The 25,943-nt window shown below is 35.9% G+C and carries 20 protein-coding genes; 5 read left to right on the top strand and 15 right to left on the bottom strand.

Annotated elements, in window-relative coordinates; genetic code table 11:
* Positions 1-172: 172 nt before the first annotated feature.
* The 14 genes from KJS36_RS08235 to KJS36_RS08170 all read right to left on the bottom strand — a co-directional run bounded on the left by KJS36_RS08235 (position 173) and on the right by KJS36_RS08170 (position 15,643).
* On the bottom strand, positions 173-2,158 hold the full coding sequence (locus KJS36_RS08235) for a glycoside hydrolase family 65 protein (protein WP_213536438.1): 1,986 nt from the start codon (positions 2,156-2,158) through the stop codon (positions 173-175).
* A gap of 45 nt (positions 2,159-2,203) precedes the next feature.
* The gene (locus tag KJS36_RS08230) at positions 2,204-3,049 is read right to left on the bottom strand and encodes a carbohydrate ABC transporter permease (RefSeq protein WP_213536437.1); all 846 of its coding nucleotides are present in this window, start codon (positions 3,047-3,049) and stop codon (positions 2,204-2,206) included.
* Positions 3,046-3,969, bottom strand: coding sequence for a carbohydrate ABC transporter permease (locus KJS36_RS08225; RefSeq protein ID WP_213536436.1), 924 nt, complete (start codon positions 3,967-3,969; stop codon positions 3,046-3,048). The genes KJS36_RS08230 and KJS36_RS08225 overlap by 4 nt, the downstream gene beginning before the upstream one ends.
* Positions 3,970-4,036: 67 nt before the next feature.
* A complete protein-coding gene (locus KJS36_RS08220; RefSeq protein ID WP_213536435.1) occupies positions 4,037-5,326 on the bottom strand; it encodes a sugar ABC transporter substrate-binding protein in 1,290 nt (429 codons plus the stop codon).
* Between the two features lie 47 nt (positions 5,327-5,373).
* On the bottom strand, positions 5,374-7,686 hold the full coding sequence (locus tag KJS36_RS08215) for a glycoside hydrolase family 65 protein (protein ID WP_244842841.1): 2,313 nt from the start codon (positions 7,684-7,686) through the stop codon (positions 5,374-5,376).
* A gap of 54 nt (positions 7,687-7,740) precedes the next feature.
* A complete protein-coding gene (locus KJS36_RS08210) occupies positions 7,741-7,995 on the bottom strand; it encodes a hypothetical protein (protein WP_213536434.1) in 255 nt (84 codons plus the stop codon).
* The gene (locus KJS36_RS08205; RefSeq protein ID WP_213536433.1) at positions 7,985-8,428 is read right to left on the bottom strand and encodes an RDD family protein; all 444 of its coding nucleotides are present in this window, start codon (positions 8,426-8,428) and stop codon (positions 7,985-7,987) included. The genes KJS36_RS08210 and KJS36_RS08205 overlap by 11 nt, the downstream gene beginning before the upstream one ends.
* Positions 8,429-8,554: 126 nt before the next feature.
* The gene (locus KJS36_RS08200) at positions 8,555-9,535 is read right to left on the bottom strand and encodes a LacI family DNA-binding transcriptional regulator (protein WP_244842839.1); all 981 of its coding nucleotides are present in this window, start codon (positions 9,533-9,535) and stop codon (positions 8,555-8,557) included.
* 55 nt (positions 9,536-9,590) lie between these two features.
* Positions 9,591-11,321, bottom strand: coding sequence for a septation ring formation regulator EzrA (ezrA, locus tag KJS36_RS08195; protein WP_213536432.1), 1,731 nt, complete (start codon positions 11,319-11,321; stop codon positions 9,591-9,593).
* Between the two features lie 338 nt (positions 11,322-11,659).
* On the bottom strand, positions 11,660-12,688 hold the full coding sequence (gene tsf, locus KJS36_RS08190; protein ID WP_213536431.1) for a translation elongation factor Ts: 1,029 nt from the start codon (positions 12,686-12,688) through the stop codon (positions 11,660-11,662).
* Between the two features lie 149 nt (positions 12,689-12,837).
* Positions 12,838-13,605, bottom strand: a complete 768-nt coding sequence (gene rpsB / locus KJS36_RS08185; protein ID WP_213536430.1) for a 30S ribosomal protein S2 — start codon at positions 13,603-13,605, stop codon at positions 12,838-12,840.
* Between the two features lie 204 nt (positions 13,606-13,809).
* Positions 13,810-14,394 (bottom strand): ECF transporter S component, encoded by a 585-nt coding sequence (locus tag KJS36_RS08180; protein WP_213536429.1) that lies wholly within the window; start codon positions 14,392-14,394, stop codon positions 13,810-13,812.
* Positions 14,395-14,412: 18 nt separating this feature from the next.
* Complete coding sequence (gene coaC, locus KJS36_RS08175) at positions 14,413-14,955, bottom strand: phosphopantothenoylcysteine decarboxylase (RefSeq protein WP_213536428.1); 543 nt, start codon at positions 14,953-14,955, stop codon at positions 14,413-14,415.
* Entirely contained in the window at positions 14,948-15,643 is a 696-nt protein-coding gene (locus KJS36_RS08170) for a phosphopantothenate--cysteine ligase (protein WP_213536427.1), read from the bottom strand. The genes coaC and KJS36_RS08170 overlap by 8 nt, the downstream gene beginning before the upstream one ends.
* A gap of 196 nt (positions 15,644-15,839) precedes the next feature.
* On the opposite strand from KJS36_RS08170, the gene KJS36_RS08165 reads away from it, so the two are divergent.
* The 5 genes from KJS36_RS08165 (at position 15,840) to adhE (ending at position 24,637) form a co-directional block, all read left to right on the top strand.
* Positions 15,840-16,862, top strand: a complete 1,023-nt coding sequence (locus tag KJS36_RS08165) for a lactonase family protein (protein WP_213536426.1) — start codon at positions 15,840-15,842, stop codon at positions 16,860-16,862.
* Between the two features lie 140 nt (positions 16,863-17,002).
* A complete protein-coding gene (locus KJS36_RS08160; RefSeq protein WP_213536425.1) occupies positions 17,003-17,860 on the top strand; it encodes an Rgg family transcriptional regulator in 858 nt (285 codons plus the stop codon).
* 362 nt (positions 17,861-18,222) lie between these two features.
* The gene (locus tag KJS36_RS08155; protein WP_213536424.1) at positions 18,223-20,463 is read left to right on the top strand and encodes a ThiF family adenylyltransferase; all 2,241 of its coding nucleotides are present in this window, start codon (positions 18,223-18,225) and stop codon (positions 20,461-20,463) included.
* The gene (locus KJS36_RS08150) at positions 20,460-21,680 is read left to right on the top strand and encodes an MFS transporter (protein ID WP_213536423.1); all 1,221 of its coding nucleotides are present in this window, start codon (positions 20,460-20,462) and stop codon (positions 21,678-21,680) included. Before KJS36_RS08155 ends, KJS36_RS08150 begins: the two co-directional genes overlap by 4 nt.
* A 251-nt stretch (positions 21,681-21,931) precedes the next feature.
* Positions 21,932-24,637, top strand: a complete 2,706-nt coding sequence (gene adhE / locus KJS36_RS08145; protein ID WP_213536422.1) for a bifunctional acetaldehyde-CoA/alcohol dehydrogenase — start codon at positions 21,932-21,934, stop codon at positions 24,635-24,637.
* A gap of 61 nt (positions 24,638-24,698) precedes the next feature.
* Here adhE and KJS36_RS08140 read toward each other — a convergent pair whose 3' ends face one another.
* On the bottom strand, positions 24,699-25,934 hold the full coding sequence (locus KJS36_RS08140; RefSeq protein ID WP_213536421.1) for an MFS transporter: 1,236 nt from the start codon (positions 25,932-25,934) through the stop codon (positions 24,699-24,701).
* Positions 25,935-25,943: the final 9 nt, after the last annotated feature.

The raw sequence follows: 25,943 nt of genomic DNA, 5'->3' as shown, positions 1-25,943 counted from the left end.
ATTCTATCAAACTATAACTCCCCTGTCAAGAATTAAGCACGCATTTTTGATTTTTTTTCCCTTGCTGTTCGTCTATTCCGAACTTTTTTTGCTTTCTTCCCTTGATATGCCTAGCTTCATGGTCTTAAAAAAACCATATAATTTTTTTCAAAAATTATATGGTTTGCTCATTCTATTTTCCTTTTTGCTCAAAAAAGACTTCTTTTATCTCATTCTTATATTTAATTTTAAATTTAATTGCTTGAATTTCTCTTGGCAAATGATTTTCAAATGCCAATTCTCCTTCTGATGTAAAATGCAAGCCCGCAAATCCGTAAACAAGCCCTAGCCAACTTCCTCCCATATTGGCAGCATGGATACCGTGAGCTGCATTTCCTTGGATATCTGCCAAATCCATTATTGCACTATCCGAAAAGAAGCTATACGCTTGCTTATCCCTACCAAGGCGACTCGCTATTACACCATGCACAGCACGCGATAAACTACTATCATGTGTCGTAAGAGGTTCATAAAAATCACAGTCGCGCGCCATTTGCTCTATATCCTCAGCAAAAAGCATATGTGCCAAAAGTGTGTCCGCTTGTTTTAATACCTGATGTTTATAAATCTTCATCGGATGATAATGTAAAAGTAAAGGATAATTTTGTAGTGGCGTTTCATCAAAATCCCAAGGTTCTTTACTTAGGAAACTGTCATCTTGTTGTGTGATTTTGCGCTTATTATCGTATCCAAAATACATTTGCTTTGCGGCTTGTTGCCAAAAAATACTTTCCTTTTCATTCTCATCAAAACGCTTTGCCAATTCATAAGCATAGTAAAGATTATTTTGTGCCATTTTATTTGTATAATAATTATTATTAACTAAAGCTGTATATTCATCTGGACCTGTCACTTCATGAATTTCAAATCCTCGCGAACTATGAAAACCGTAACTTATCCAAAATCTTGCTGTTTCATAGATAACATCACGTGCTAGTGCAATAAACTCATGGTCTCCTGTCACTTTTTCGTAAAGTTGAAAAGCATAGCTAATATCTCCATTGATATGAAGCTGTGCTGTTCCTGCTGGATAATAAGCAGATGTTTCATGCCCACTAATCCCACGCCAAGGATACAGCGCTCCCTTAAAGTCAAGTTCTTTCGCACGCTCTTTTGCAATAGAAAGTTGATTCACTCGATAACTAAGCAAGCTTTTGGCAATATCTGGCTGAGTGTAAATAAAGAATGGTAGAAGATACATTTCTGTATCCCAAAAATAATGTCCCTCATAGCCTTCACCAGTTAAACCTTTTGCTGCAAAATTAGTTTTTCCATCACGACCTGCTGAATTAAATAAATGATAAAGATTAAGCCGTATTCCTTTTTGCAATCTATCATCACCTATTATCTCAATATCAGATACATCCCAAAATTCTTGAAAAATATGTTCTTGCTGAACTTTTAAATCATCATAATCTATATCAAGAAACAGATTTTCTCTTGATAATTGATAAAGTTGGACAAATTCCTGTGTTTGACCTTTATTCAGCTCAAATTCATCGTTGTATTCATCAAATTTAAAGTATAATGATAAATTGCTATTTACAGTTGTTAATTTATTTTTTTCAAAAACCAACTTTGTGCTTGCTTCACGCACTCGTGGGTCAAACTCACTATCTACTGCAGGTGCGATATGCTTAGCATTTTTGATAACTCTAATATTTCCCTCAAAATTTAATGCTGTTATATTCCATTTTTGTGCATAAACATGACGATTAGCATGACTAGTAAAACTTTCTAAGCTAATCTTTATTTGCTTTCCTGATGGTGTTGCATAAACATAATTTTCATTCAATATTCCCGTTTTCATATTTAAGAATAATTCACGCTGAACTAACTTTGAGAACATTTCATCTATTAGGCTAATTTCAATAGTTCGTAAATCAAAAAGTTTCACCATTGTTTCATGATTTTTTGCATATCCATAAGCATTTTCACCGTAAATAATCTCATTACTTTCATAAAAACCATTTACAAAAGAGCCTGGAGTCGCATTTTTCTCTAAAACCGGACCACTTGCGCGTACTCCTAAAAAGCCATTTGCCTGTGCAAAAATTGTCTCAATATTCCCTGTATTTGTATTACCTAAATCGGCAAGTGTTAAAATAAAATCTTGCATTTTTTCTCCTATCAAACAAGTCTGCCAATAGTAGCAGACTCTTTTTTATTTTTCTCCGTCCATCCTTACACCTTGCAATAGATATTTATTAAAAATAATGTAGATGATAACAATTGGGATAATGGTAATGACCGAACCAGCCATACCAAGATTCCAATAATTAGAATGACCATCTGATGAAATCAATGTTTGCAATCCTTGAGTAAGTGTATAGTTTTGTGGAGACTTTAAATACCAGATAGCATTTGAGAAATTATTCCAAAATCCCATAAAGATAAACACTGCTTGGGTTGCAATACTTGGTCTTGCCATTGGCATAACAATACGGAAAAATACTCCTGTACTACTCAAACCATCAATTCGTGCTGCTTCTTCAACATCTTTGGGAAAGCTCAGGAAAAACTGACGCATCATGAAAATAAATGAAATATTAATCGCTGATGGAATAATCATTGAAGTCAAAGTATCAATCATACCTAAGTTTGTCAATAAGACATAATTTGGTACGAGTAGTACTTGTCCTGGCACCATCATCAAAGCTAGAAAAGCATAATATATCTTATCACGTCCTGGATAACTCAATCGTGCCAATGAATAACCTGCCATTGAGTTAAAAAATATATTGATTGCTGTTCCAATCACTGAGATAATCACAGAGTTCAAAAACCATTGTGGAAATGATGCTGAACCTGATGAAAAGATTTGTTGATAATTCGAAAAAGTAAATTCTTTAGGAATTAAACTCATTGAACCCGATACAATCACGCGCAAAGGTTCAAAACTTGCTGAAATCGCCCAGAGAAATGGATAAAGTGTTGTCAAAGCATAGATAATAAGAATGACGTAGAGCAATACTTTAAGTGCGGTTGCTTTTGAACTTTTATTTGTCATTTTGCAAGTCCTCCATTGAGTTTTTCTGCGATACGACTAACAACAAAAATCAAAATTCCCAGTAACACAGCGATTGCTGCTGCATAACCAATGCCTGAACCCAATCCTGTCGTCGCATATTGATAAATCAAAAGAGCCAACGTTAGAGTAGAGTTAGATGGTCCTCCAGTTCCTCCAGAAAAAATATAAGCTTGGTCAAACATTTGGAAAGTTCCAATAATCCCAGTTAAAAGAACATAAGTCGTAATAGGGCGTAAATATGGGACAGTGATATAGCGCAGGCGCTGCCAAGCACTTGCTCCATCTATCATTGCTGCTTCATAGAGTGAGTAAGGCAAATCAACCAATGAAGCCAAATAAATGGTCATATAAAATGGAACGGTTGACCAGATATTCATCGCAACGATGACTTTCATCGACCAAAAAGGTTCATTTAAAAAATTGATTGGTGTATGATATAATCCCATTCCGATAAATAATTGATTGATAGGTCCATTAACATTGAACAAAAACATAAAAATTAAAGTTAATGCTGCTGAGCTTGTCAAGGTTGGCAAGAAGTATATCAGACGAAAAATTGACTTTCCTTTTACACCGCGTGAACTCAACACATAAGCAATCACTAAGGAAATTATTGTTTGACAAGGAACGACAATCGCGACAAAACCTAAAGTATTTTCTAATGCTATCTTGACTGTAGGGTCTGAGAAAATATTGATATAATTTTGAAAGTTATTCCATGAATAGTTGTTTGTCAGCATATTGACTTTATTAAAAGACATATAAACAGCAAATACAACTGCGTAGATAAAAAAGATAGCTGCGATAACACCTGCTGGTATTAAAAATCCATAACCTTGTAACATTTCTGATGTCTGACGACGTGAGCGTTTCTTTTTTGTAGATTTGGTTTGCTCCATGATAAGCACTCCTTTTTATAAAAAGGAGTAAGGGCTAGCCCTTAGCATCCTTATTTAAATTCATTACTTAATTGCCATTCTTAATTGCTGTATTGGCTTGGGCATCTGCTTTTTTCATTGCACTAGAAAGTGATGTTTTGCCTGATAATGCACTTGGCAAGAAGTTATTAAATGATGTTTGAACATCAACAAGCGATGTTCCATATTGCCATGGTGTAGCATATCCAACTTCATTAGCAAAGACTTCAAGTTGCTTATCACCATTGATAACTTTTGCTTTTAAGTCACTTCGTGTAGGAAGAACACCCGTATTGTCAGCATCAATCGTCATACCAGCTTTTCCTGTGACGTATTGAATCCACTTATTTGCGAGACTTTGTTCTTTAGATTGTTTGGATTCCGCCCAACCAACTGTGTAAGACATTGTTTCTTTTTTGCCATTGTAAGTAAACATTGGGAGAATGGCAAAGTTTTTGCCTGGTTCCATCTTGTATTGTTGTTGAAGGGTTTGATAATCCCAGTTTCCATCGTCAATCATGAGAACTTTCCCTGTACCAAATGCTTCCCCATCATTAGATGAACCTATTGATTGTGGTGTTGCTGTTGCTCCTGTTTTTGTAAGTTGAGTCAAAATATCAAGATTGGATAAAGTTTTGGAACTCGAAAGATTTGAGTTGCCATTTCCTTTATCTTTGATAAAACTAGGATTGCTTGCGCTGACGATTGGGAAAAGACGGGCAAGGTCTTGGTCGTAACCAAAGGCTGAAACTTTTCCTTTTCCATAAGCTGCATCTAATTTTGCTTGAATGCCTGGCAACCATTTGACTAAGCCTTCGTAAGAAGTTGGAATATCGCTCTGGCTTACTCCACTTTTCTTTAACATATCAAGATTGACAAGATAGGCAAGAGTTGACATATCTTTTGGGATACCGTAAACTTTGCTACCTGACTTAAAAGCATCTAGTTGTGTTTTATAGAAATCACTGAACTTGTAACCATCAGAAGATTTCAAAGGTTGAAGCACACCTTCTTTATTGTAAAATGGAAACATTGAGCTGTCAACGTAGAAAACATCAGGTGCTGTATGGGCTGAGAAGTCCGCAGGAAGTTGTTGATTGATGTTCGTGTAAACTTTGTTGACAACTTTTGCTCCTGTTTTCTTCTCAAAGTTCTTAATTTGCTTTTTCATCGCTGTTGTTTCTTGGGGAGAACCAGCCCATGTTCCAATTTTCAAAGTTTGACCTTTGAAGTTAGTGCTTGAATTTTTACTTGATGATGCTGAGTTGCCACAAGCTGCAAGTGTTGCGATTGCCATGACAGATGCTCCGCCAAGTGCTACTTTTTTCCATGTTTTCATTTTTATTTTCCTCCTAGGTATAAATGAAATTTTATATATGCTGTGTATTACAGCGTGATTGTTACCGTGTTTTGTAAAGTATATTCTTTACCATTATGTAGAAATGTGATTGACTGTCCATCATCTGCTTTAATGAGTGTCAGTTTATCTGGTTCAACTTCTGCGTGGATACTTTCTCCATGATAGTCAAAACCGTAATCCAGATGTTGCCAATCTTTAGGTAAATGTGGTTCAATTCGAAGTTTACTATCAATCATACGAACACCCCCAAATCCCATGACAATCATTTGCCAGATGCCACCTAGACTTGCTGCGTGAATACCTGCATCTGACGACTTCATGTATTCTCCCATATCAATATTGATTGCTTTATTGAAGAAATCATAGGACTTATCTAGTTTTCCTAAATCGGCAGAAAGAATAGCATGTGTAGAAAGACTAAGTGAGCTATCGTGTGTTGTTTTGGGCTCATAGTAATCAAAGTTTTTTAATTTTAATTCTTTATCAAACAGTCCTTCAAAAAGGAGCATAAGTAAGAGAACATCGGCTTGCTTTGTAATTTGCATTTGATTGACTTGTTCTAAATTGTAATCGTGAAAAAGACTATCAACACCATCTTTTTCTTTATACTTTGTCAAATCAAGAAGTTTTTTATTCAGATAACTATCATCTTGAGGAATAATTCCTGCTTTTGTAGGTTGTGGTAGAAAAATTTTAGTTGATTTTTCTTCTAGTTCTTCTTTTAGCTTGACAAGATTAAATTTTTTATTGAGTTTTTTATATATTGGCGATTTATTTTTTTTCAAATGTTCAATGAGTTGGATAGCATAGGTCATATTCCAATGAGCTGTATAATTGGTATAACTATTATTATTGACGTGTTCTTTGTATTCGTCTGGCCCAATGACGTTGTCAATTTCGTAATAGTTTTGCTTAGAATTATATTCCAATCGACTTGCCCAAAACTGTGCTGTATCTAGTAAAATCTCATCGCCTTTTTCTTCCTCAAAATCGTCATCTCCTGTGACATCAATATATTGTTTAATTCCGAAAGCAACATCAGACGTAATGTGTTGTTCAATGAAACCTGACCAAATTTTGGTTGCTTGACCTGTGACAATATCAGCAGCTCCCCAGATTGGGGTCACTTCTCCATCTGCTGGTTTTGCTGCTTCCCAAGGATACTGCGCTCCTCTATAACCATTTGAAATTGCCTTTTTATGAGCGCCATCAAGTCCTAAATAACGATAAGTAACAAGATTTTTTGCGATATCTGGATGTGTAAAGTTGAAGTAAGGAAGCATAAAGATTTCTGTGTCCCAAAACGCATGACCTTTGTAACCTTCACCAGATAAACCTTTCGCTCCAATATTCATATGTTCATCATGAGCAGGTACCATCGCATGAAGATGATATTTTGCAAAACGAATAGCTAACTGGTCTTTAAAATTTTTACTCTGTATAGTAATTGGATGCTTGTCCCAAATTTTTTGCCAAGTGTTTGTTGACTCTGCTAATAGTTCGTCAAAATCTTTTTTATCTATATTTTGTAATTCTGCAACGGCTGTTTGGCGTAAAGCTGTGAGAGATTTATCTTTTAAATCATTGTCTATTGAAGTATAGATGGATGCACGTTTTTCAAAACTTATAATTTCTTCACTATTTAAAATGAAGTTATAATTCATAAAAAATGCACGTCGTTCTGTTTCTGGACGTTCTGTTGCTGATTTTGACAATAGATGATGAACGGTTTGTATAAATTGGATATTGCTGTGAGTGGTTCTTGGCATCATTTGAATGAACTTGCCATTCATCAGACCTTTTTCTCCATCTGTAAAATGTTGACTGCCTTCATTGGAAACCTGTCCGTTAATTCCAGATTTTATTTGGATATTTATTGTTTTTTGGGTTAAATTATTGAGTGTAAGCTGGCTTGCCATGAGATGTTTGCGTGCCATTGATACAAAGCGTAAAAACTTGAATTGTAGCTGGATATCTTTAAATGTCCAAATAAAACTTCTTGTTAATAGACCATTTTTTAAATTGAGTTGTTTAGAATAATTTGTTACACTTCCTTGACTCAGAGAGAAAAGTTCACCATTTATAAGTATTTCTAGCGCCCACATATCAGGTACATTGGGAAGTTCTGTTACTTCGTTTTCATCAAAGTTATTAAAAGTTCCTGCTACAAAGGTATCTCGCTTTTCACCGATATAGCTTTCTTCTTCACTGCTTCGAGTGCCTAAGTAGCCATTTCCAAGTGCCATTACACTTTCTGTTTTTCCAAGATATTGTTGTTCAAAACCTTTTTGTTCAATTACCCAGGGTTTTTCCTTATTATAATTCATTAAAGCTGGCATTTTATCCTCATTTTCTTTTAACTAAAACGTTTTAGTATTAGTTATAACAATTTTTTATTTATCAAAGTAATGTTGATTTCTAAAAATCAAAATTACTGCTCCAAAAATGTAAATTCCAATGATTAGTACTATTTTTAATTGTAAAAATATACTTATCACTGCAAAGATAGGGGCATATATCAAGTAGGCTTTTATCATTTTTGCTGGTTCATAATCAGTTCGATAATACCAAGCAATACCGTAAGCAACAATTACTGTCAAGAGAAACATTGTAATGAGAGGGAAAGTTGCTATCTTTTCAACTGTCATGGCTTTCTCTTACTCCTTTTGTCCTGATGACTACTGTACTGTGTCCGATGATATCATGTAAAAACTTTCCCTTAGTCAGATAACAAATAAAGCTAATCACTGCAACAATAGGCCCAGCCAGTGGCAAAAAATATAATATTTTTGCCACTTCTCTTTGTCCGACTTCCATGAGTTTTACTGATTTTTTGCTCGTTGTAGATGAGAAAATTTCAACTTGTAGTTTTGCAAAATATTTCCCTAGACTTTGACCTTCAAAGCTGCTTATGGCAATCATGTTGTAAATCACAAATAAGAGGGCTGCAAGTAGATTGACAAGTGGCAATAGGGTTGCTGATTTGAATAAGAAGTTTGCCAAGAGTAAAAAAGGAATATAGATGATAATTAAATCAATCAGACTTGCCAATATTCTCTGGACAAATAGTAATTTTTTCATTTCAAGAACTCCTAAAACGTTTTAGTTCTCTTTAATTATAACTTAACCGCTTTCATATGTCAATCACTCTGTAGAATTTTATAAGTCAAATGAGTTAATTTTTTATAACGTTTACATTTTTTAACTTTAAATATCTGCACTTTCTCTGACAATAATTGCATAAGGAACCGTATGTTTTTTTATTTCCCCGTGTTCTATTTGTAGAAGAAGGTCTTTTGCTGCTTCTTGACTAATTTTTTTAATATCTTGGCGAACAGTTGTTAGTGTAGGTGTGATATAACTAGCCAAAGTAATGTCATCAAAACCTACGATAGCTATTTTTTTATTTATATTTCTTTCTCGCAAGGCTTTGATAATTCCTATTGCCATAAGGTCACTCGCAGCAAAAATAGCATCAACGCTCTCCAATGAAGGATAATTTAAAATCATTTTGTAAGCAAATTCTTCTGAAAATTCAGCATAAATTACTTTTGGATTTCGAGTAGCTGAACGATAACCTTTTTCTCGGAGTTGGGAGACGATTGCCTCTTTTGTACCATTAACAAAAAGAACATTTTGGGCGCCAGCTTTGATAAGACGTGTTGTAACTTCTGCTGCCGCTGCTTGATTATCAATAGAAACACTTCCAACTTTTTCATTTTGTAACAAAAGATCAATCGCTACAACAGGAAGTGGGAAATTTTTTAATTCTTCATAATACGGGTCTGTCACTCGTAATCCTTGGATAATCAATCCTGAAATATCTCGCTCTGAACAAAATTGTTTGAGACTTTTCTGCTTTTGTTTATTTGAATTTGTTGCATAAAAAACAAATTCATAGTCTGTTTTATCCAGATAGTCGTTGACACCACCTAATATTTCTAGTGGCATTGCCACACCTGGTGTGACGTTGATTTCATTGAGAATAAGGGCGATTATTCTCTTTTTTTTGCTGGATAATTGGCGTGCTGCATTATTTGGAGTATAATCCAAGATTTGTGCGGCTTGATAGACTTTTTTTCTGGTTTCTTCGCTAATATCTCCATAATTATTGAAGACGCGAGAGACTGCGCTCACAGAAACTCCTGCTATGTGCGCAACGTCTTTAATCGTTACTTTTTTTATCATCTTTAGTTATTCTTTTTTAAAAAATCGCAAGTGAGACTTGCGATTTAGTGATTTATTATCTGTATTCTGGTTTTGCTTTGTCGTTGAAATAAACTCTGGAAATACGCTCTACTGCGCCAGGTTCTACGAGTTCTAGCGTTTTAGAAATTTCTTCAAAGGAAGCGTCATAATTTTGGTTGCGTTCAAAATATTGAAGTGCTCTGGAAATTCCTAGTGCTACACGTTCATCTGTTGCTTTATATCGGTTGGCATATTGCATGAGTTGTTCTGAAAGAACTGCATGGTCAACTAATTGGTCTGTTGTATCTTTTAAGACGTGCATATCTTCTGTTGAAACGTCAACGATATGATTGATGCTATCAATATTTAAGCGAATACGTCCAAGTTCTTTGAAAAGGTTTTGAATACGGTCGCTGGTCATGAAGAATAAATCAAGATAATCTTTTGGCAAGCCTGGCAGGTTACATTTTTCTACATAACGTTTGATTGTGCGAAGTTCTGAATCAAATTTGTCGGCAATTTCTTGGGCTGCTTTTTCTTCATCTTTTAAGCTTGTGAGGATGTTGCTAATTTTAAGCTGATTTTTTTCAATATCTTCTAAAGTATCTACGATTGCGTTCACTTTACGTGAAAGTGTAGAGTAAGGAATTTGCTTTTCTTCAATATCTTGAAGAAGTTCATCTACTTCTGTATCTAAGATATCTAAATGCTCTTGATATCCACGAACATAGCCTTTTTCATTGCCGGAAAGGACGTAAGACTGAGTCACATGGTCAATCTCAAGAAGGAGATTTTTATTATTGGCACGTGTATGGTCAATGTAGTCTTTGAGGACAACTGCGCGTTTTTCAACATTACGTCGTGCGCCGTATTCTCTTTCAAAGACATTGTAGAGGTCGTCAATCTTGTCTTGGATATTGACAAGTTCGTTTTCTACTTTTTCTAATTCAAATTGTTCGAGGAATTCTTTTGCTGTTGCAACTGTTGTTTTGATATTTTCTATCTTTTCGTCAACATTAACACTTTCTGGCAAAGTATAATCTTCAACTTTGAATTTTTCGTAGGCTTCTTCTAATCCTTCGATTTGTTTTGGCAAATCTTTATCCAGAGTGTTGATGTATTCTGGAATGTGTTCTGTGATTGCGCGGAGAGCGATGGTGTGTTCTTCGGCTGTTTCTAAAACTTCTGCAGCTTCAATTGGGTCTCCTGTGGAATTGAGGGTAACAAATTGAGAAAATTCTGTTTCGATATTGTCTAGTTGTTTTTCAATTTCACTAATCACACTGCCAAATGTATCTGCATTGTCTGTGATATCGTTGTGGAGCGCTTCGTACAAATCTAGTGATTCTTGAATTTTGTTTGAGTTGGATTTTTCTTGTTCAGTTAAAGCTTCCATTCCTTTGCGGATGTCTTCAACTTCTTGCTCCATCACTTCAATCTGTCCTTCACTGTCTGAAACAGACTCGCGGGCGCGGAAAAAGTGGAAAGAATCATTAAGTTGTTCGGCTTCAAAAATATGATTTTCTAGGTCGGCAAATGAATTGGAAGAAAGGTCTATCCATTTTTGATTTTGCTCGCGAAAAACTGTTTGAGATTGTCCAACGAGGTGCATTTGTTTAATTCTGTCGATTTCTTCTTGGACGGGAAGGTCAAACAGAGCTTCCTTACGTTCTTCTAAGTCCAAGATACGGTCTTCAGTTCTTTTTCGCATAATCATCGCAAAAGCGTAGAAAATGGCAAGGATAACGACGATTACAATAACTAAAATAATAATGGTATGTGACATGGGTTTGGCTTACTCCAAATTTGTTTGTTTAGCTTACTGGCACTCTTTGGCGCAAGTAAGAGTTTTTGAGCCTCATGTTATTCAATTACTTCCTGATATAATAGGCTCGAATTTCGTTTTTCTTTGATTATAGATTTATGAAACTACAAAATCTCATCTTTAATTATAGCATATAATGTTAAATAAATACACTATCGGTTAAAATTTTCTATGTTTTTTTTATGAGATTTTTGATATTTTTGTCCGAAATTGATGATGGTATTTGGAGTTTTCTGCGAAAAAGATAAAAAATGGATTTTCGCAAGGAAAATCCATTTTTTATCTTTTTTATTATTTGCTTAGTTCATGCCTGCTTGTGCGGCTACTTCTGCTGCGAAGTCATTTTCTGCTTTTTCGATACCTTCGCCAACTTCAAAACGTGCAAAGTTGATAACTTGAGCGTTTTCTGACTTGAGGAATTCTTCTACCGTTTTGCTGTCGTCCATGACGTAAAGTTGTGCAAGAAGCGTGTATTCTTGGTCAACTTTTGTGTTGTCAAGGATGAAACGTCCCATTTTACCTGGAAGAATTTTATCCCAGATTTTTTCTGGTTTGCCTTCGGCTTTGAGCTCTGCTTTGATGTCTTCTTCTGCTTTGGCGATGATTTCATCTGTGAGTTGAAGTTTTGAGCCGTATTGGTGAAGTGGCAAAGCTGGTTTGTCAACCATTGCGCGGCTTTCATTGTCCTGCTCAATTTTGTGGTTGATTTGTGCAAGTTCATCATGAACAAACTCTGGAGCGAGTTCTGTGTATGAAAGAACGGTTGGGTGCATTGCGGCAACGTGCATTGCTACTGATTTTGCAAGACTTTCATCTGCACCTTCAAGAACGGTAATCACTCCGATACGTCCGCCATTATGTTGGTAAGTTCCGAAATGTTGTTCGTCTGTTTTTTCAACGAGAGCGAAACGACGGAATGAGATTTTTTCTCCGATAGTTGCTGTAGCGTGAACATAAGCATCGGCAAGCGCAACGCCTTCAGCATTTTTGAGAGCAAGCGCCGCATCATTGTCAGCTGGTTTGTTCGCTGCGATGAGTTCTGCTGTTTCTTTTACAAGTGCTACGAATTGGTCGTTTTTAGCAACGAAGTCTGTTTCAGAATTGATTTCAACAAGTGCTGCGACATTTCCTTTGACTGCGATACCTGTCAAGCCTTCTGCTGCAACGCGGTCAGCTTTCTTTTCAGCTTTGGCGATACCTTTTTCACGGAGCAATTCTGTTGCTTTTTCCATGTCGCCGTCTGTTTCAACAAGTGCTTTTTTTGCATCCATGATACCTGCACCAGTTTTTTCACGCAATTCTTTTACTTGAGCTGCTGTTACTGCCATTTTTATATTTCTCCTTGTCGTTTATTTTTGACAGTTTTGTCAAAAATGTTTTATGTGTTTTGACAGAACTGTCAAAAGTATTTTTTATCAAAAAACAGGTAGAGGCGTAGGGCCTCCGCCTGTTGTTGTGACTTAGTTTATAGTGTTGCTTATTTGCCTTCTACGATTTCAGCAAGTTCTTCAAGAGATTCTTCTGAAGCTGTTTCGTCTGCTACGAAGTCTTCTGCTGCATCTTCACCTTGACGGCCTTCGATGATAGCATCTGCCATTTTGGCTGTGATAAGTTTAACAGCACGGATTGCGTCATCATTTGCAGGGATAACAACATCAATAGGTTCTGGGTCTGCGTTTGTATCAACCATAGCAACAACTGGGATTCCCAAAGTTTTTGCTTCTTTGACAGCGATTTGTTCGTTATGTGGGTCAACGATGTAAATCAAGTCTGGGATACGTGGCATATCTTGAATACCACCGATGAATTTTTCAAGACGTTCACGTTCTTTGTTAAGAAGGACAACTTCCTTCTTAGGCAAAACGTCAAATGTGCCATCTTCTTCCATTTTGTTGATTGATTTAAGGCGTGATACACGTGTTTGGATTGTGTTCCAGTTTGTGAGCATTCCACCCAACCAACGATGGTTGACGTAGTATTGACCAGCACGTTGTGCTTCATCTTTAACAGCTTCAGCAGCTTGTTTTTTTGTACCAACGAAAAGTACAATCGCACCATTTTCTGATGCTTGACGTACGTAATTGTAAGCTTCATCAACAAGTTTTACTGTTTTTTGAAGGTCAATAACGTGGATACCATTACGTTCTGTGAAGATGTATGGTTTCATTTTAGGGTTCCAACGACGTGTTTGGTGACCGAAATGAACACCGGCTTCAAGAAGTTGTTTCATTGAAATAACTGACATTTGAATGTCTCCTTTTAAGATAGTTTTTCCTCTTTTATCCGTCTGCCGCAACCGCTACACTAAATGTGCACTACGATATTGTCAGGATAAAATGTGAAATGGTTGCTTTTTGTCTGTACATGACTGTGCAGATACTGCAACTTTTTTATTATACACTATTTTTTGTGTTTTGACAAGAAATTTTTTTGACAGTTCTGTCAAAAATTATTTTCTGCTTTTTTGAAGACTTGGCACAATCGCACTGACGAGAATAACTGCTAAAAGTACTTCTACGAGTGAATTTGTGGCAATAATACTTTCAATCAAGTAGCCAAATGTCCATTTTAATGTTGCTCCAAAGAAAATGAAGATAGAGCCAAGTACCAAAATCGTATTTGTCGCTGTTCCAACAAATGCTGCCAAGCCAATACCTGTACGATTTTTCATTAATTTATAAACGAAATATGGAAAAATTCCAATCAAAATCCGAGGAATAAAGGCGATAATCAATGCGGCAAGTGAGCCGTGATTTGTCCCCGGAATTGGCTGAAGTGGGCTAAACATAAAGCTCGATGGCGATGTCACGATGGTGGCATTAATGAAAGAAATCAGCCCCATCATAAATCCTAGAAAAGCACCTTTGCGCCAGCCAAGAACGATACTTGCAACAATCACTGGGATATGCAACAATGTGGGTTTGATTGGGAAAGGCCAAACGCTATAAATCATCTGGCTAAAAAGCTGAATCACAATCATAATCGCAATGAAAATCGCAAGAATTGCGATATCCGAGGCTTTTGATTTTCTCATTTTATTCTCCGTTTTTTCTTATTTTTCTAGTTTTTTGAGGACAGCATTGACAATCTCATCGACATTTGCAAGAGCGCCTCGGCCGTAGTCACCACAAGCAAGTAGCGCTTCTTTTGGTTCGATTTCTTCGTATCCGATTTCTTTGAGAATGCTGAGATTACGTGCTGTGAGTGGATTTTTGTACATTTGTGTATTCATCGCTGGCGCAAGCATTTTGATAGCTTCGTCAGGAAGAGCGAGGGCGACAGCTGCCGTGACATCATTTGCTGCGCCTTGAGCGAGCCGGCTGATAGTATCGGCTGTGGCTGGAGCAACAATGAACAACTCCGTTTGCTTTGCAAGGTCAATATGATTAACCACGGCTGGACGTTCTTCATCCATGATATCTGTGTGTACCTTATTTTTTGACAGAACTTGCAAGGTCAAAGGTGTGATAAATTGCGTGGCTGAGCGCGTCATCAGTACTGTGACATTGTGCTTTTTCTTTGTGAGAGCGGACACAATATCTGCCGCTTTGTAAGCTGCAATACTGCCTGTGACAGCAAGGGTAATATTAGCCATGATAAGCCTCCTGAGCTTTTTCTAAAATACTTTGAGCGATTTCTAACTTTGTATGCATTTTGACAATTCTGTCAAAACTGATGAGCAGGGCTTCATGCTGTGTTTTCGTGATATTTTCAAGGTCATTGGCAATGATAAAATCTGCCTGATTTTTGACAAGACTTTTCTGTGCAACATCAACTAGTTCTTGTTCTGACACACCTGCGAGGAGTTTAAATCCAAAAAGTTGGACTTGTGGATTCCATTTTTTTATGTAAGAAATAACTTTCGGCGTTTTTTTCAACAACATGAGCTGAAAATCAGAATTAGATGAGATTTTTCTCACTTTTTCAGCAGAAAAATGAAGCAAATCATCTTTTGAAAAGTCATCTGAAAAATTTGACAGAGCTGTCATAAACACTGGCTGATAATCGCTGACTGCCATTGTGTGAACCACAGCATCCACTTCTGGCACAAGCTTTTCCATATTTTTGACAAGACTGTCAGTCGTCGTGATATGGATAATTGTCAGATTTTCCGCTGCTTCTGGCAAAATCGCTGTTTCACTTGCAAGCAAAAAAACCTCATGACCAGCTTGTAAAAACTGCTCTGCTGTGATTTTTCCCAAGCTTCCTGTGGCAAAATTACTGATACCACGTACATCGTCAATCCGCTCAGTTGTCCCACCAGACGTAATTAAAACGCGCATTTTTCTCCCCTCATTTGCTCTTTATTTTACAATAAATGATGCCATTTTTCAAGAAAACGTTTCAGATTTTTTGACAATTCTGTCAAAAAAATCTTATCAAAATTTAGCGAAAACGCTTTATTTGTGTTAAAATAATAAGTGGAAAATTAAAGAAAGGAAAAGTAAATTTTCTCATCAGCAAATTTACTTATATAATATGAAAGAAAAATTTCTCATCGGTGGCTACACAAAACGTGAGAGCAAAGGAATTTACAGTGTTGAACTCGATACAGATACCGCAACGCTATCAAATCTTGCACTCGTAGCTGAAATCTCTGGCGCCACTTATCTCACAGTTGACGCGCACGATCATCTCTACGCTGTCGCTTCTGAAAATAGCGAAGGTGGCACAACAGCCTTCACATTTGACGGCAAAAAAGCAGAGAAACTCAACAGTGTCACAGCTCCAGGCGCTTCTAACTGTTATGTCTCTGTCGATGAAGCACGCAATCTTGTTTATGCAGCCAACTATCATCTGGGCGAAGTCCGCGTTTATAAACGCTTATCTGACGGCTCTTTAGAGCTCACTGACGTTGCAAAACACGAAGACCATCATGGGCCAAAACCTGAGCAAAAAGGAGCGCTCTGCCATTTCGCCAATCTCACACCTGACAATCGTCTCGCTGTCTGCGATTTGGGCAATGATGCCGTTTATACTTATGCTGTCAGTGCTGACGGCAAATTGTCTGACGCAAAAATTTATCATTCCCAAGCTGGTTCTGGCGACCGCCACATCACTTTTTCGGCTGACGGCAAACACGCTTACCTCGCTTGCGAACTCGACTCAACAGTCGAAGTCTTGACTTATGAAAATGGCACTTTTAATTTACTGCAAAAAATCACTACATTACCTGACACACACACAGGTTTCAACGGTGTTGCTGCCATTCGCCTGAGTGCTGATGGAAAGTTCCTCTACGTTTCCAATCGTGGCAATGACAGCATTGTCAGCTACAAAGTTGCTACAGATGGCGCCAGCATTGAAACTCTCGGCTGGGCTTCTACTGAGGGAAACATTCCTCGCGATTTCAACTTCAACAAATCAGAAGATTTCATTCTCGTCGCACACCAAGATTCTGACAATCTCACGCTTTTTAAACGCGACCAAAATTCTGGCGCACTCACACTCGCCCAAAAAGACTTTTATAGCCCTGAAGGCACGTGTGTCTTTGCTTTGTAAGCCTATAAATTTAAAATAGTCAAATAAAAAACAGCTTTTCTCAAAAAAGCTGTTTTTTTATATTTACAAGCACTTTTTTATATTGTATAATATCATCAGAAATATTTCAATTTTTTAATATATTAAAAGTAGGTAGAAAAATGGAAAAAGAAATTAATTCAAGAATCGGGAAAGTCGTTGCCATGATTCGGGCGAACAAAAAGCTCACTTTGAAAGAGGTAACTGGTGGAGAATTTTCAGAATCAATGGTTTCTTTGCTAGAAAGTGGCAAACATAGCATCTCTGTCGATAAATTCTTTACTATTCTTGTCCATTCAAAAGTTTACTTAGATGAATTTGAATATTTGTACAATGATTATTCTCAACGTCCCGACCAAATCTTTGAAAATGAAGTCTCCAAAGCCTATGCAAATAAAGACCTGACCGCTTTAAAAAAGCTACACACATTCTGGAGCGATAAAGCAGAGCACTCAAAAAATAAATTTGATAAAATCAATAAAATTTACACTCAGTTAATCATCGCTATTGTCGAAAAATCTGTCCCTTTCAGAGAGGATGTTGGATTTTTGATGGACTACTTAGAATCCGTAGATGAATGGGGCAGATATGAACTCTGGATATTTTCAAACTGTACCTCATTTTTCGATGATAATGCTTTAAAATACTATGGAACTTTAATTCTTGGTAAGACTAATTTTTATAAACGTCTCACCAATCAAGCAATGGTCATCACTACTTTCTTAAATATCATCAACGCATGGTTGACAAGAAAAAATTTACCTCAAGCTCTGAAATATATCAATCACGTCAAAGAAATCGGCATTCCCTTTGATTGCTTTCTTGAAAAGTTATTTTTGAACTATCATGAAGCCCATTATCATTATCTACAAGGCTACGACAAGAATAAAAGTGAATTAAAAAAAGTCATAAAAACACTTGAAGATTATGGTTTTCAATCCGAAGCGGATGCTTGGACTAAAGAAATCGATACTTTTTGATATATTAAAGAAATTTCCCAAAAGTTGAATAAAAGAGTTAAACTTTGAGTGGTTGATAAAGAACAGCATCTCGACCAATCATAATTTTAATAAACAAATTTCCAGTTGCAAATGAAAATTTGAGCATCATTGCTTGCGTGCACAGAGCAATGTGAAAGGAGATGAGCTTTTTGGAAAAAGAAGATTTTATTGAATTACTCGTTGATGAAATCATGGACGATGTTGAACGCATTGATGAAAATGCTGATAAATGTTACTGTGTCATTCTTTGCTGATGATAAAAATTATTCATCATTGTTGAATAAAAAAACTTTATGCCAGAAAATTTTTATGATTTCTGGCATTTTATTTTAGGAGGCACTATGTTAATCATTAATAAGGCAAAATACCTTTCGATAGATGAAAATGGCTTATTCTTCTACGATAGCAATTATAAAAAATTACACCGATACACTAAAGAGGTTTGGGAATGTTTAATTTCATGGTATGAAGAACCCAAAAATGAAGATGACTTTCCCGATATCAAACTGTCACAAGACGAATTAGAAGCACTTATTATTGTTCTCAAGCAAAATAACATATTAAAAGAATTTCATGAAGTAGATGAAGTAGATGAAAAGATGATTAGGTTGAATAATTTCTACGAGACGTATGGCTCAACAACATTCAACAAGGTTTTCGATACTAAAATTCTAATCATCGGTTGTGGTACTGTTGGCTCTGGAGTTGTTCAAAGTCTTGTAAAAATGGGGTTTACTAATTTTTGTTTAATAGATTTTGATAAAGTTGAAATGAAAAATGTTATTGCTCAAACTATATTTGAAAACAAAGATGTTGGAAAAGAAAAGGTTGAAGTAATCAAAGGCTATATCGAACAGCACTCGCTTTTTTTGCCGAACATTGTCCTTCAAAAAACATTTATCAACACGATACAAGATTTCATAACTATTTATAAAAATTATGAAGCAGATTTTATAATTGACTGCTCAGATACAAAAACAAAAGAATTAGTGACCCAACTCATAAAATTTATCGAAATAAAAAAGAAAGTTTATCTATCAACTGGCTATTCCACAAATAAAAGTATTGTTTATAAAGTTTCTGATGACTTTTCCAATTTTAGAAATTATACGTTTAAAAATTGGGAACACTTTGAAAAAAGCTTGCATTATCCTTCAAATCGCGGAACGATTATTGATTCACAATTACTAGGAAGTATCATCACTAGAATTATTGTCAATCACATTTATAAACTAGCCCCACTTGATCAATTATTAGAAATTAACTTACTAAATATGTCAACAAGCTTTGTTGAATATCATTCTAATCGTGAAAAATTTCAAAAAAATTTGGCCGGTATTTTTGAAAAAACACCGTTAAAAAATATTACAAATCAAAAAGAAAAGATAATAAATTTTGCTCAGTATTTAAAATTCATCAACAACATCCAGCTTGATACAACCTATTTGAGCACTGACATAACAACTTCTTTGGCTATATTTAGTGAGCAATTTGCGAAACGTCAAAAATCGCTAACAAACACTTTATCCATCCCTTTGCCCTCAAATTTTTATTCCGAAAATCAACTAATGAAGTATTTTGCTGATTATTCATCCCAAGAATATTTTTATATTTTTGCTACTGAAAATAAGACCGAGCTGCTCAAAAGTTTTTCTATCTCTTTAAAAAACTACTTTAGTAGCCTCTCCCAAAGAGATAAAGAGCTTTTATCTGAAATAAAAAATTTATCTGAAGAAAATTATCATACAATCAATACTGATGATAAAGAAAAAATAGATTATTTCGATTATAAGCCTGAGGGAAAAGTAGATTTTGGAAGCGATGAAAAATGTCTGGATTTTATTCATTGCTTACTATTGCAGAACAATCAAAGATTTTCAAAAATTTTTGATAAATTATTGGAAGATAATCACATAAATTTAGAAATTTCAAAAGATATTTTTGGCAAAACACTTTATATAACGAGCTTAGATGAACATTTTGTTTATTCAACCTTTGACAATAGTTATGATGCAGTAATAACTCTCCTTCATGAGTTGGGACATTGTTTTACTAATTATCAACTAGATAAAGAGTTTTATTTATTCCAGTCAAATTCTTATCTCAACGAAGGGCTTGCAAATCAATTTTTAGTAGATATACTAGATTATAAAATATCTGAACACTATCAAGCCGAGTTAAATCAGTTAAAAAAAGCAATATACAGTAAATTTTATAGGGAAGTAACTTATCATCTTGATCAATTAATATTCCTTACAACATCTTATGCTTTTATGGAAAAAAATGTAGAACTGACTGAAACTGATTATTTAAGACTATTTAATGCCATGAAAAACTTGCATTCCAATATTTCTGAATATACTCATGGGAAGTTATTTGAATATAATTATTTGCTCAATATCCAGATGTATATGGGACAAAAATCTATTTTACATGATTTTCTTGAAACTGTTAATTTTCTTGCCCTAGACTATAAAGTATCTGCCAAAGGCTCTCTACCTAAAGAACTTATTTTTGAGCAAAAAACACTCGCCAGCGCTATTATTGTAGCGTTAAAAAATTTGAAGGAGCATTTGCAATGAACACTAAACTCGTAAAAATATTCTCAATATTTCTTTTCGGAAATCTAACAAGTCAAGCGTTGAGCTATATGATAGATTGGCACGTTCTGCGAGAAACAGGTCATGCCACTGACTTTGCACTCATAATCATGCTTTCATCTTTGGTAGCACTGATTGCCATGCCTTTTATAGGAACGCTTGTTGACCGAAAAAATCATAAGCATTTATTGCTTGTCGCACAAATTTTTGAAATCGTGTCATTATTGATTTTCTTCATTCAACCTTATCACAACCTTGTTGTTTATATTTTGTTAACAATAGCTCTTTCGCTCGCAAATATTTTGTTTTTGCTGACAATGTTCGCTTCTGTTGCTGAAATTGCCGATAATGATGAAGAAATGATGAAAATCAATGGAATTCAACAAGGAATTTCAACAACATTTTCCATCATTGCGCCTCCTTTAGCTGGCTTTTTATTAGTTTTTGTAAGCGTTCGCTTTTTTGCTCTTATTGAAATTTTCAGCGCAGTTTTAGTTCTTTTTGTTACTCTATCATTAACAATCAAGAAAACAACTGCTGCGACAGCTCAAGCAAGCTCCGATGAAAAAATTTCTTTTCACGATGTGCTTCGTTTTCTTTTTCAAAAACAGTTAATTCTATCTTTAATGCTAGTAATGGTTTCTCTTAATTTCATTTTGGCTGCTGTTAATATTGGTATTCCTTATTTTATCACTCATCAATTTGCAGGCAATACCAAACTTTTGGGAATTATCGAAACGGGACTACCTATTGGCATGATTTTAGCTAGTTTTATTTCACAACATTTGAAAAAAATTCATCTCTTAGATACTTTGCGCATTTCGTACAGCTTGGTTGCTTTGAGTATTATTCTATTTGGTGTTTTCGCATTTTTAGATGTGAGAAATATCATTTTTATCGCTCTCACATTTTTACTCTGTGGACTTGTGCTGGGAGCTGGTCAGGGTGTGAGCCAAATTCCCATGTTGACATTTTTGCAAAAAAATATTTCTGAAAAGATACAAGGAAGAACTTTTTCAATCATTGACACTTTCGCTCAAATACTCGTTCCTATTGGTTTATTGATGTATGGCTTTGTTTATGACCATTTAAATTCTGGCAGTATTTTGATTGTTTCTGGTCTTGTTCTTTTGCTCTTTATAATTTTTATCAGTAAAAACTTTAAAAATTATAAAAAAGATGACCGTTATGATTTTTGACAGAACTGTCAAAAACCTTTAGTGCATACGCACCGCAAAAAATTATTATTATTTGAATATATAATATATAATATATTTTTTCTTAATTATAGAATATGTTCTTCTCGTTCATTATAAAAAATATTTTTGACAAAACTGTCAAAAAAACTTTATCAAAAAAATTGTAAAAATTATCACAATAACACTTGACAAAGCAAAAAAACTTTGTTAAAATAATAACGTGAAATAAATCACAAGGAGAAAAAGAATTCATGGTTACAAAAACCCAATCCAAAGCAGCTCCCAAAAAAGAATTAACTGCTGAAGAAAAAGCAGCAAAATTCCAAGAAGCTGTCACTTACACTGACAAACTTGTCAAACAAGCACACGAAGCTGTCCTCAAGTTTGAAGGCTACACACAAGAACAAGTTGACACAATCGTTGCCGCTATGGCACTTGCCGCAAGTGAACATTCACTTGAACTCGCACACGAAGCTGTCAACGAAACTGGTCGTGGTGTTGTTGAAGACAAAGATACGAAAAATCACTTCGCATCAGAATCTGTCTTCCACGCCATTCAAAACGATAAAACAGTCGGCGTCATTCGTGAAAACAAAGTCGCTGGTTCTGTTGAAATCGCAAGTCCTCTTGGCGTCCTCGCTGGTATCGTTCCAACAACGAACCCAACATCAACTGCTGTTTTCAAATCACTCTTATCAGCGAAAACACGTAATGCTATCGTCTTTGCCTTCCACCCACAAGCGCAAAAATGTTCTTCTCACGCTGCACAAATCGTTTACGAAGCAGCCGTTGAAGCCGGTGCACCTGAAAACTTTATCCAATGGATTGAAGTTCCAAGTCTTGACATGACAACCGCCCTTATCCAAAACCCTGGTATCGCAACAATCCTTGCTACTGGTGGTCCTGGTATGGTCAATGCCGCACTCAAATCTGGTAATCCTTCACTCGGTGTTGGTGCTGGTAATGGTGCTGTATTTATTGACGCAACTGCTAATGTTGAACGTGCCGTTGAAGATTTACTTCTTTCAAAACGTTTTGACAATGGTATGATTTGTGCCACTGAAAACTCTGCTGTCGTTGCAGCTGAAGTTTACGATGAATTCATGAAGAAAATGCAAGAACAAGGTGCTTATCTTCTTCCTAAGAAAGATTACAAACCTCTTGCAGACTTCGTATTCGTAAAACGTGAAGATGGCTACGGTGTGACAGGTCCTGTCGCTGGACGTTCTGGTAAATGGATTGCTGAACAAGCTGGCGTTAAAGTTCCTGCTGATAAAGACGTTATCCTCTTTGAACTTGACAAGAAAAATATCGGCGAAGCTCTTTCATCTGAAAAACTTTCTCCATTGCTTTCTATCTATAAAGCAGAATCTCGCGATGAAGGTGTAGAAATCGTCCGCGCACTCCTTGCTTATCAAGGTGCCGGACACAATGCTGCATTGCAAATCGGTGCAATGGATGACCCATTCGTCAAAGAATATGGCGAAAAAGTCGAAGCTTCTCGTGTATTGATTAACCAACCTGACTCAATCGGTGGCGTTGGAGATATCTACACAGATGCAATGCGTCCATCACTTACATTAGGAACTGGTTCATGGGGTAAAAATTCACTCTCACACAATTTGAGTACATATGATCTATTGAATATTAAAACAGTGGCAAAGCGTCGTAATCGCCCACAATGGGTTCGCGTGCCAAAAGAAATCTACTACGAAAAAAATGCAATCTCTTACTTACAAGAATTGCCACACGTGCATAAAGCCTTTATCGTTGCTGACCCAGGTATGGTCAAATTCGGTTTCGTTGACCGCGTGTTGGAACAACTTGCACTTCGCAATGAGCCAGTTCAAACAACAATCTACGGTTCTGTTCAACCTGACCCAACATTGAGCCAAGCTATCGAAATCGCTCGTCAAATGAACGATTCTCAACCTGATACAGTTATCCTTATCGGTGGTGGGTCTGCCCTTGATGCTGGTAAGATTGGTCGTTTGATTTATGAATATGCAAGTCGTGGCGAAGTAGATATCAAAGATGATGCAGCCTTGAAACATCTCTTTGAAGAACTCGCCCAAAAATTCATTGATATTCGTAAACGTATCATCAAATTCTACCATCCACATCAAACACAAATGGTTGCTATCCCTACTACTTCTGGTACAGGTTCTGAAGTTTCTCCGTTTGCCGTTATTACAGATGACGAAACTCACGTTAAATACCCACTTGCTGACTATCAACTCACACCACAAGTTGCGATTAACGACCCTGAGTTCGTTATGACAGTTCCAAAACGTACTGTTTCTTGGTCAGGTATTGATGCCCTCTCACACGCGCTTGAATCTTACGTGTCAGTTATGGCTTCTGATTATACTCGTCCTTGGTCACTCCAAGCTATCAAACTCATTTTTGAAAACTTGACAGCTTCTTACAACTATGACCCAGCACACCCTACAAAAGAAGGACAAAAAGCACGTGAAAACGTCCATAATGCAGCAACTATCGCTGGTATGGCATTCGCCAATGCTTTCCTCGGTATCAACCACTCACTTGCCCACAAAACAGGTGGTGAATTTGGACTTCCTCACGGACTTGCTATCGCTATCGCAATGCCACACGTTATCAAGTTCAACGCGGTAACTGGTAATGTAAAACGCACACCATATCCACGTTACGAAGTTTACACAGCTCAAAAAGACTATGCAGACATCGCACGTTTCATGGGATTTACCGGTAAAACTGATGAAGAACTCGTAGCCAGCTTGATTAAAGAAATCAAGAAATTGACTGATTCTATTGATATTGATATCACATTGACAGGAAATGGTGTCAAGAAAGACCATCTCGAACGCGAACTTGACAAACTTGCCGACCTCGTTTACGATGACCAATGCACACCAGCTAATCCACGTCAACCACGTATTGATGAAATCAAACAGCTCTTGCGTGACCAACTTTAAGTTTTAAACAATAAGAAAAGCCGATTAAAACATCGGTTTTTTATTTTAAATTTTCTAAGTTTCAAAAAACATAATCCTCCTTATCCACTTTATCAACAAATCGGAAACCAATAGTAATTGCTAAAATCATCAATACACCGGAAATCAAGTAAATCCACTGCCCTTGAAAATGGTCAAATAATAATCCATAAAACATCAACCCAACTGGAGCAAGAATTTGTGCGGAAGTATCAATAATCGTAAATGCTCTACCTTGTATTTCTTCTGGAATATTATTTTGAGCAAATGTCATCATAGGTACGCGAGAAATTCCCAGACTTAGTCCAATCAAAAGCATGAGTAAAGCAAGACAAGCAACTATAACAATCATATTTTTTAGCATTAAAGCAAGAACAATGCCAAAACCTAAGATGACAAAAGCACAAGAGAAATAAGAAATTTTTAATACTTTAAAAATAAAATATTTTTGAAGTTTTTGAGTCAAAAAACTTCCTACAATGATACCTGCTGGAAAAGTAAGTTGCACGATACCTAAAATAATAGTATTTCCATGAAATCTATGATTGAGCATAAAAGGAATTCCCACATTGATGGAACCCAGCAGAAAATTAAGAGCAATTAAAATTCCCACAATGATAAGCAGTGCAGATTTCTTTTTCAAAAGTTTAAAAACGGTTTTATAAGATGACTTTTCATCTTCTTTGTCGGTCTTTTTTCGTACTGTTTTCTTTTCTTTAAAATTAAGTCTCAAAACCATCAAAATAACAACAGCTTCACAAAATATTTCAAGCCAAGAAAATGATTTCACAGTTATAAATGTAAGAAAAACACCAGCTAATCCAGGCGAAATAATGGCAAATAATGCTCCTACTCCTTGTTCAATTCCATTTATTTGTGACATTTCTTGTTTTTCTTCAGAGAGGGATTTTACTGAAGCGTACATCGTGATAGAAAATAATAAATCTCCCAAATCAAGCCCTACAGAAAAAAGAATGTAAGCAAGTAAATTCTGAAAAGGTTGGATGATAAAAATGAGCAAAACAAAAATACTAAAACATTGCGCAACTAAAAGAAGTTTCTTGTGATTATATTTATCAACGATAATCCCAACCAAAGGCATTGTAACAAGCATAACAACAGACGATATCGTAGAAATTAAAGCAAATTGAGAGGCTTGATGTGTTTGTTTTAAAACTGTCCACGAAATCATGAAAGTTAAAGTCGCACTTGACAAATTTCCAAATAAAAACATGAGAAAAATCGTGAGTAGTTTATTATTTGTAAGTATTTTTTTCATATTTCTCCT

This window comes from Lactococcus nasutitermitis, assembly GCF_018403765.1.
Classification (GTDB): Bacteria; Bacillota; Bacilli; order Lactobacillales; family Streptococcaceae; genus Lactococcus; species Lactococcus nasutitermitis.
Note: the sequence above shows the minus strand (reverse complement) of the source record. Positions and strands in the feature narration are given on the sequence as shown.

Coding starts and splice junctions, on each gene's coding strand:
- KJS36_RS08150 (WP_213536423.1), top strand. CDS start 20,460: ATGAACACTAAACTCGTAAAAATATTCTCAATATTTCTTTTCGGAAAT.
- KJS36_RS08140 (WP_213536421.1), bottom strand. CDS start 25,934: ATGAAAAAAATACTTACAAATAATAAACTACTCACGATTTTTCTCATG.
- KJS36_RS08215 (WP_244842841.1), bottom strand. CDS start 7,686: ATGCCAGCTTTAATGAATTATAATAAGGAAAAACCCTGGGTAATTGAA.
- KJS36_RS08155 (WP_213536424.1), top strand. CDS start 18,223: ATGTTAATCATTAATAAGGCAAAATACCTTTCGATAGATGAAAATGGC.
- KJS36_RS08170 (WP_213536427.1), bottom strand. CDS start 15,643: ATGCGCGTTTTAATTACGTCTGGTGGGACAACTGAGCGGATTGACGAT.
- KJS36_RS08235 (WP_213536438.1), bottom strand. CDS start 2,158: ATGCAAGATTTTATTTTAACACTTGCCGATTTAGGTAATACAAATACA.
- tsf (WP_213536431.1), bottom strand. CDS start 12,688: ATGGCAGTAACAGCAGCTCAAGTAAAAGAATTGCGTGAAAAAACTGGT.
- KJS36_RS08165 (WP_213536426.1), top strand. CDS start 15,840: ATGAAAGAAAAATTTCTCATCGGTGGCTACACAAAACGTGAGAGCAAA.
- KJS36_RS08205 (WP_213536433.1), bottom strand. CDS start 8,428: ATGAAAAAATTACTATTTGTCCAGAGAATATTGGCAAGTCTGATTGAT.
- coaC (WP_213536428.1), bottom strand. CDS start 14,955: ATGGCTAATATTACCCTTGCTGTCACAGGCAGTATTGCAGCTTACAAA.
- KJS36_RS08180 (WP_213536429.1), bottom strand. CDS start 14,394: ATGAGAAAATCAAAAGCCTCGGATATCGCAATTCTTGCGATTTTCATT.
- adhE (WP_213536422.1), top strand. CDS start 21,932: ATGGTTACAAAAACCCAATCCAAAGCAGCTCCCAAAAAAGAATTAACT.
- ezrA (WP_213536432.1), bottom strand. CDS start 11,321: ATGTCACATACCATTATTATTTTAGTTATTGTAATCGTCGTTATCCTT.
- KJS36_RS08200 (WP_244842839.1), bottom strand. CDS start 9,535: ATGATAAAAAAAGTAACGATTAAAGACGTTGCGCACATAGCAGGAGTT.
- KJS36_RS08210 (WP_213536434.1), bottom strand. CDS start 7,995: ATGACAGTTGAAAAGATAGCAACTTTCCCTCTCATTACAATGTTTCTC.
- KJS36_RS08160 (WP_213536425.1), top strand. CDS start 17,003: ATGGAAAAAGAAATTAATTCAAGAATCGGGAAAGTCGTTGCCATGATT.
- KJS36_RS08230 (WP_213536437.1), bottom strand. CDS start 3,049: ATGACAAATAAAAGTTCAAAAGCAACCGCACTTAAAGTATTGCTCTAC.
- KJS36_RS08225 (WP_213536436.1), bottom strand. CDS start 3,969: ATGGAGCAAACCAAATCTACAAAAAAGAAACGCTCACGTCGTCAGACA.
- KJS36_RS08220 (WP_213536435.1), bottom strand. CDS start 5,326: ATGAAAACATGGAAAAAAGTAGCACTTGGCGGAGCATCTGTCATGGCA.
- rpsB (WP_213536430.1), bottom strand. CDS start 13,605: ATGTCAGTTATTTCAATGAAACAACTTCTTGAAGCCGGTGTTCATTTC.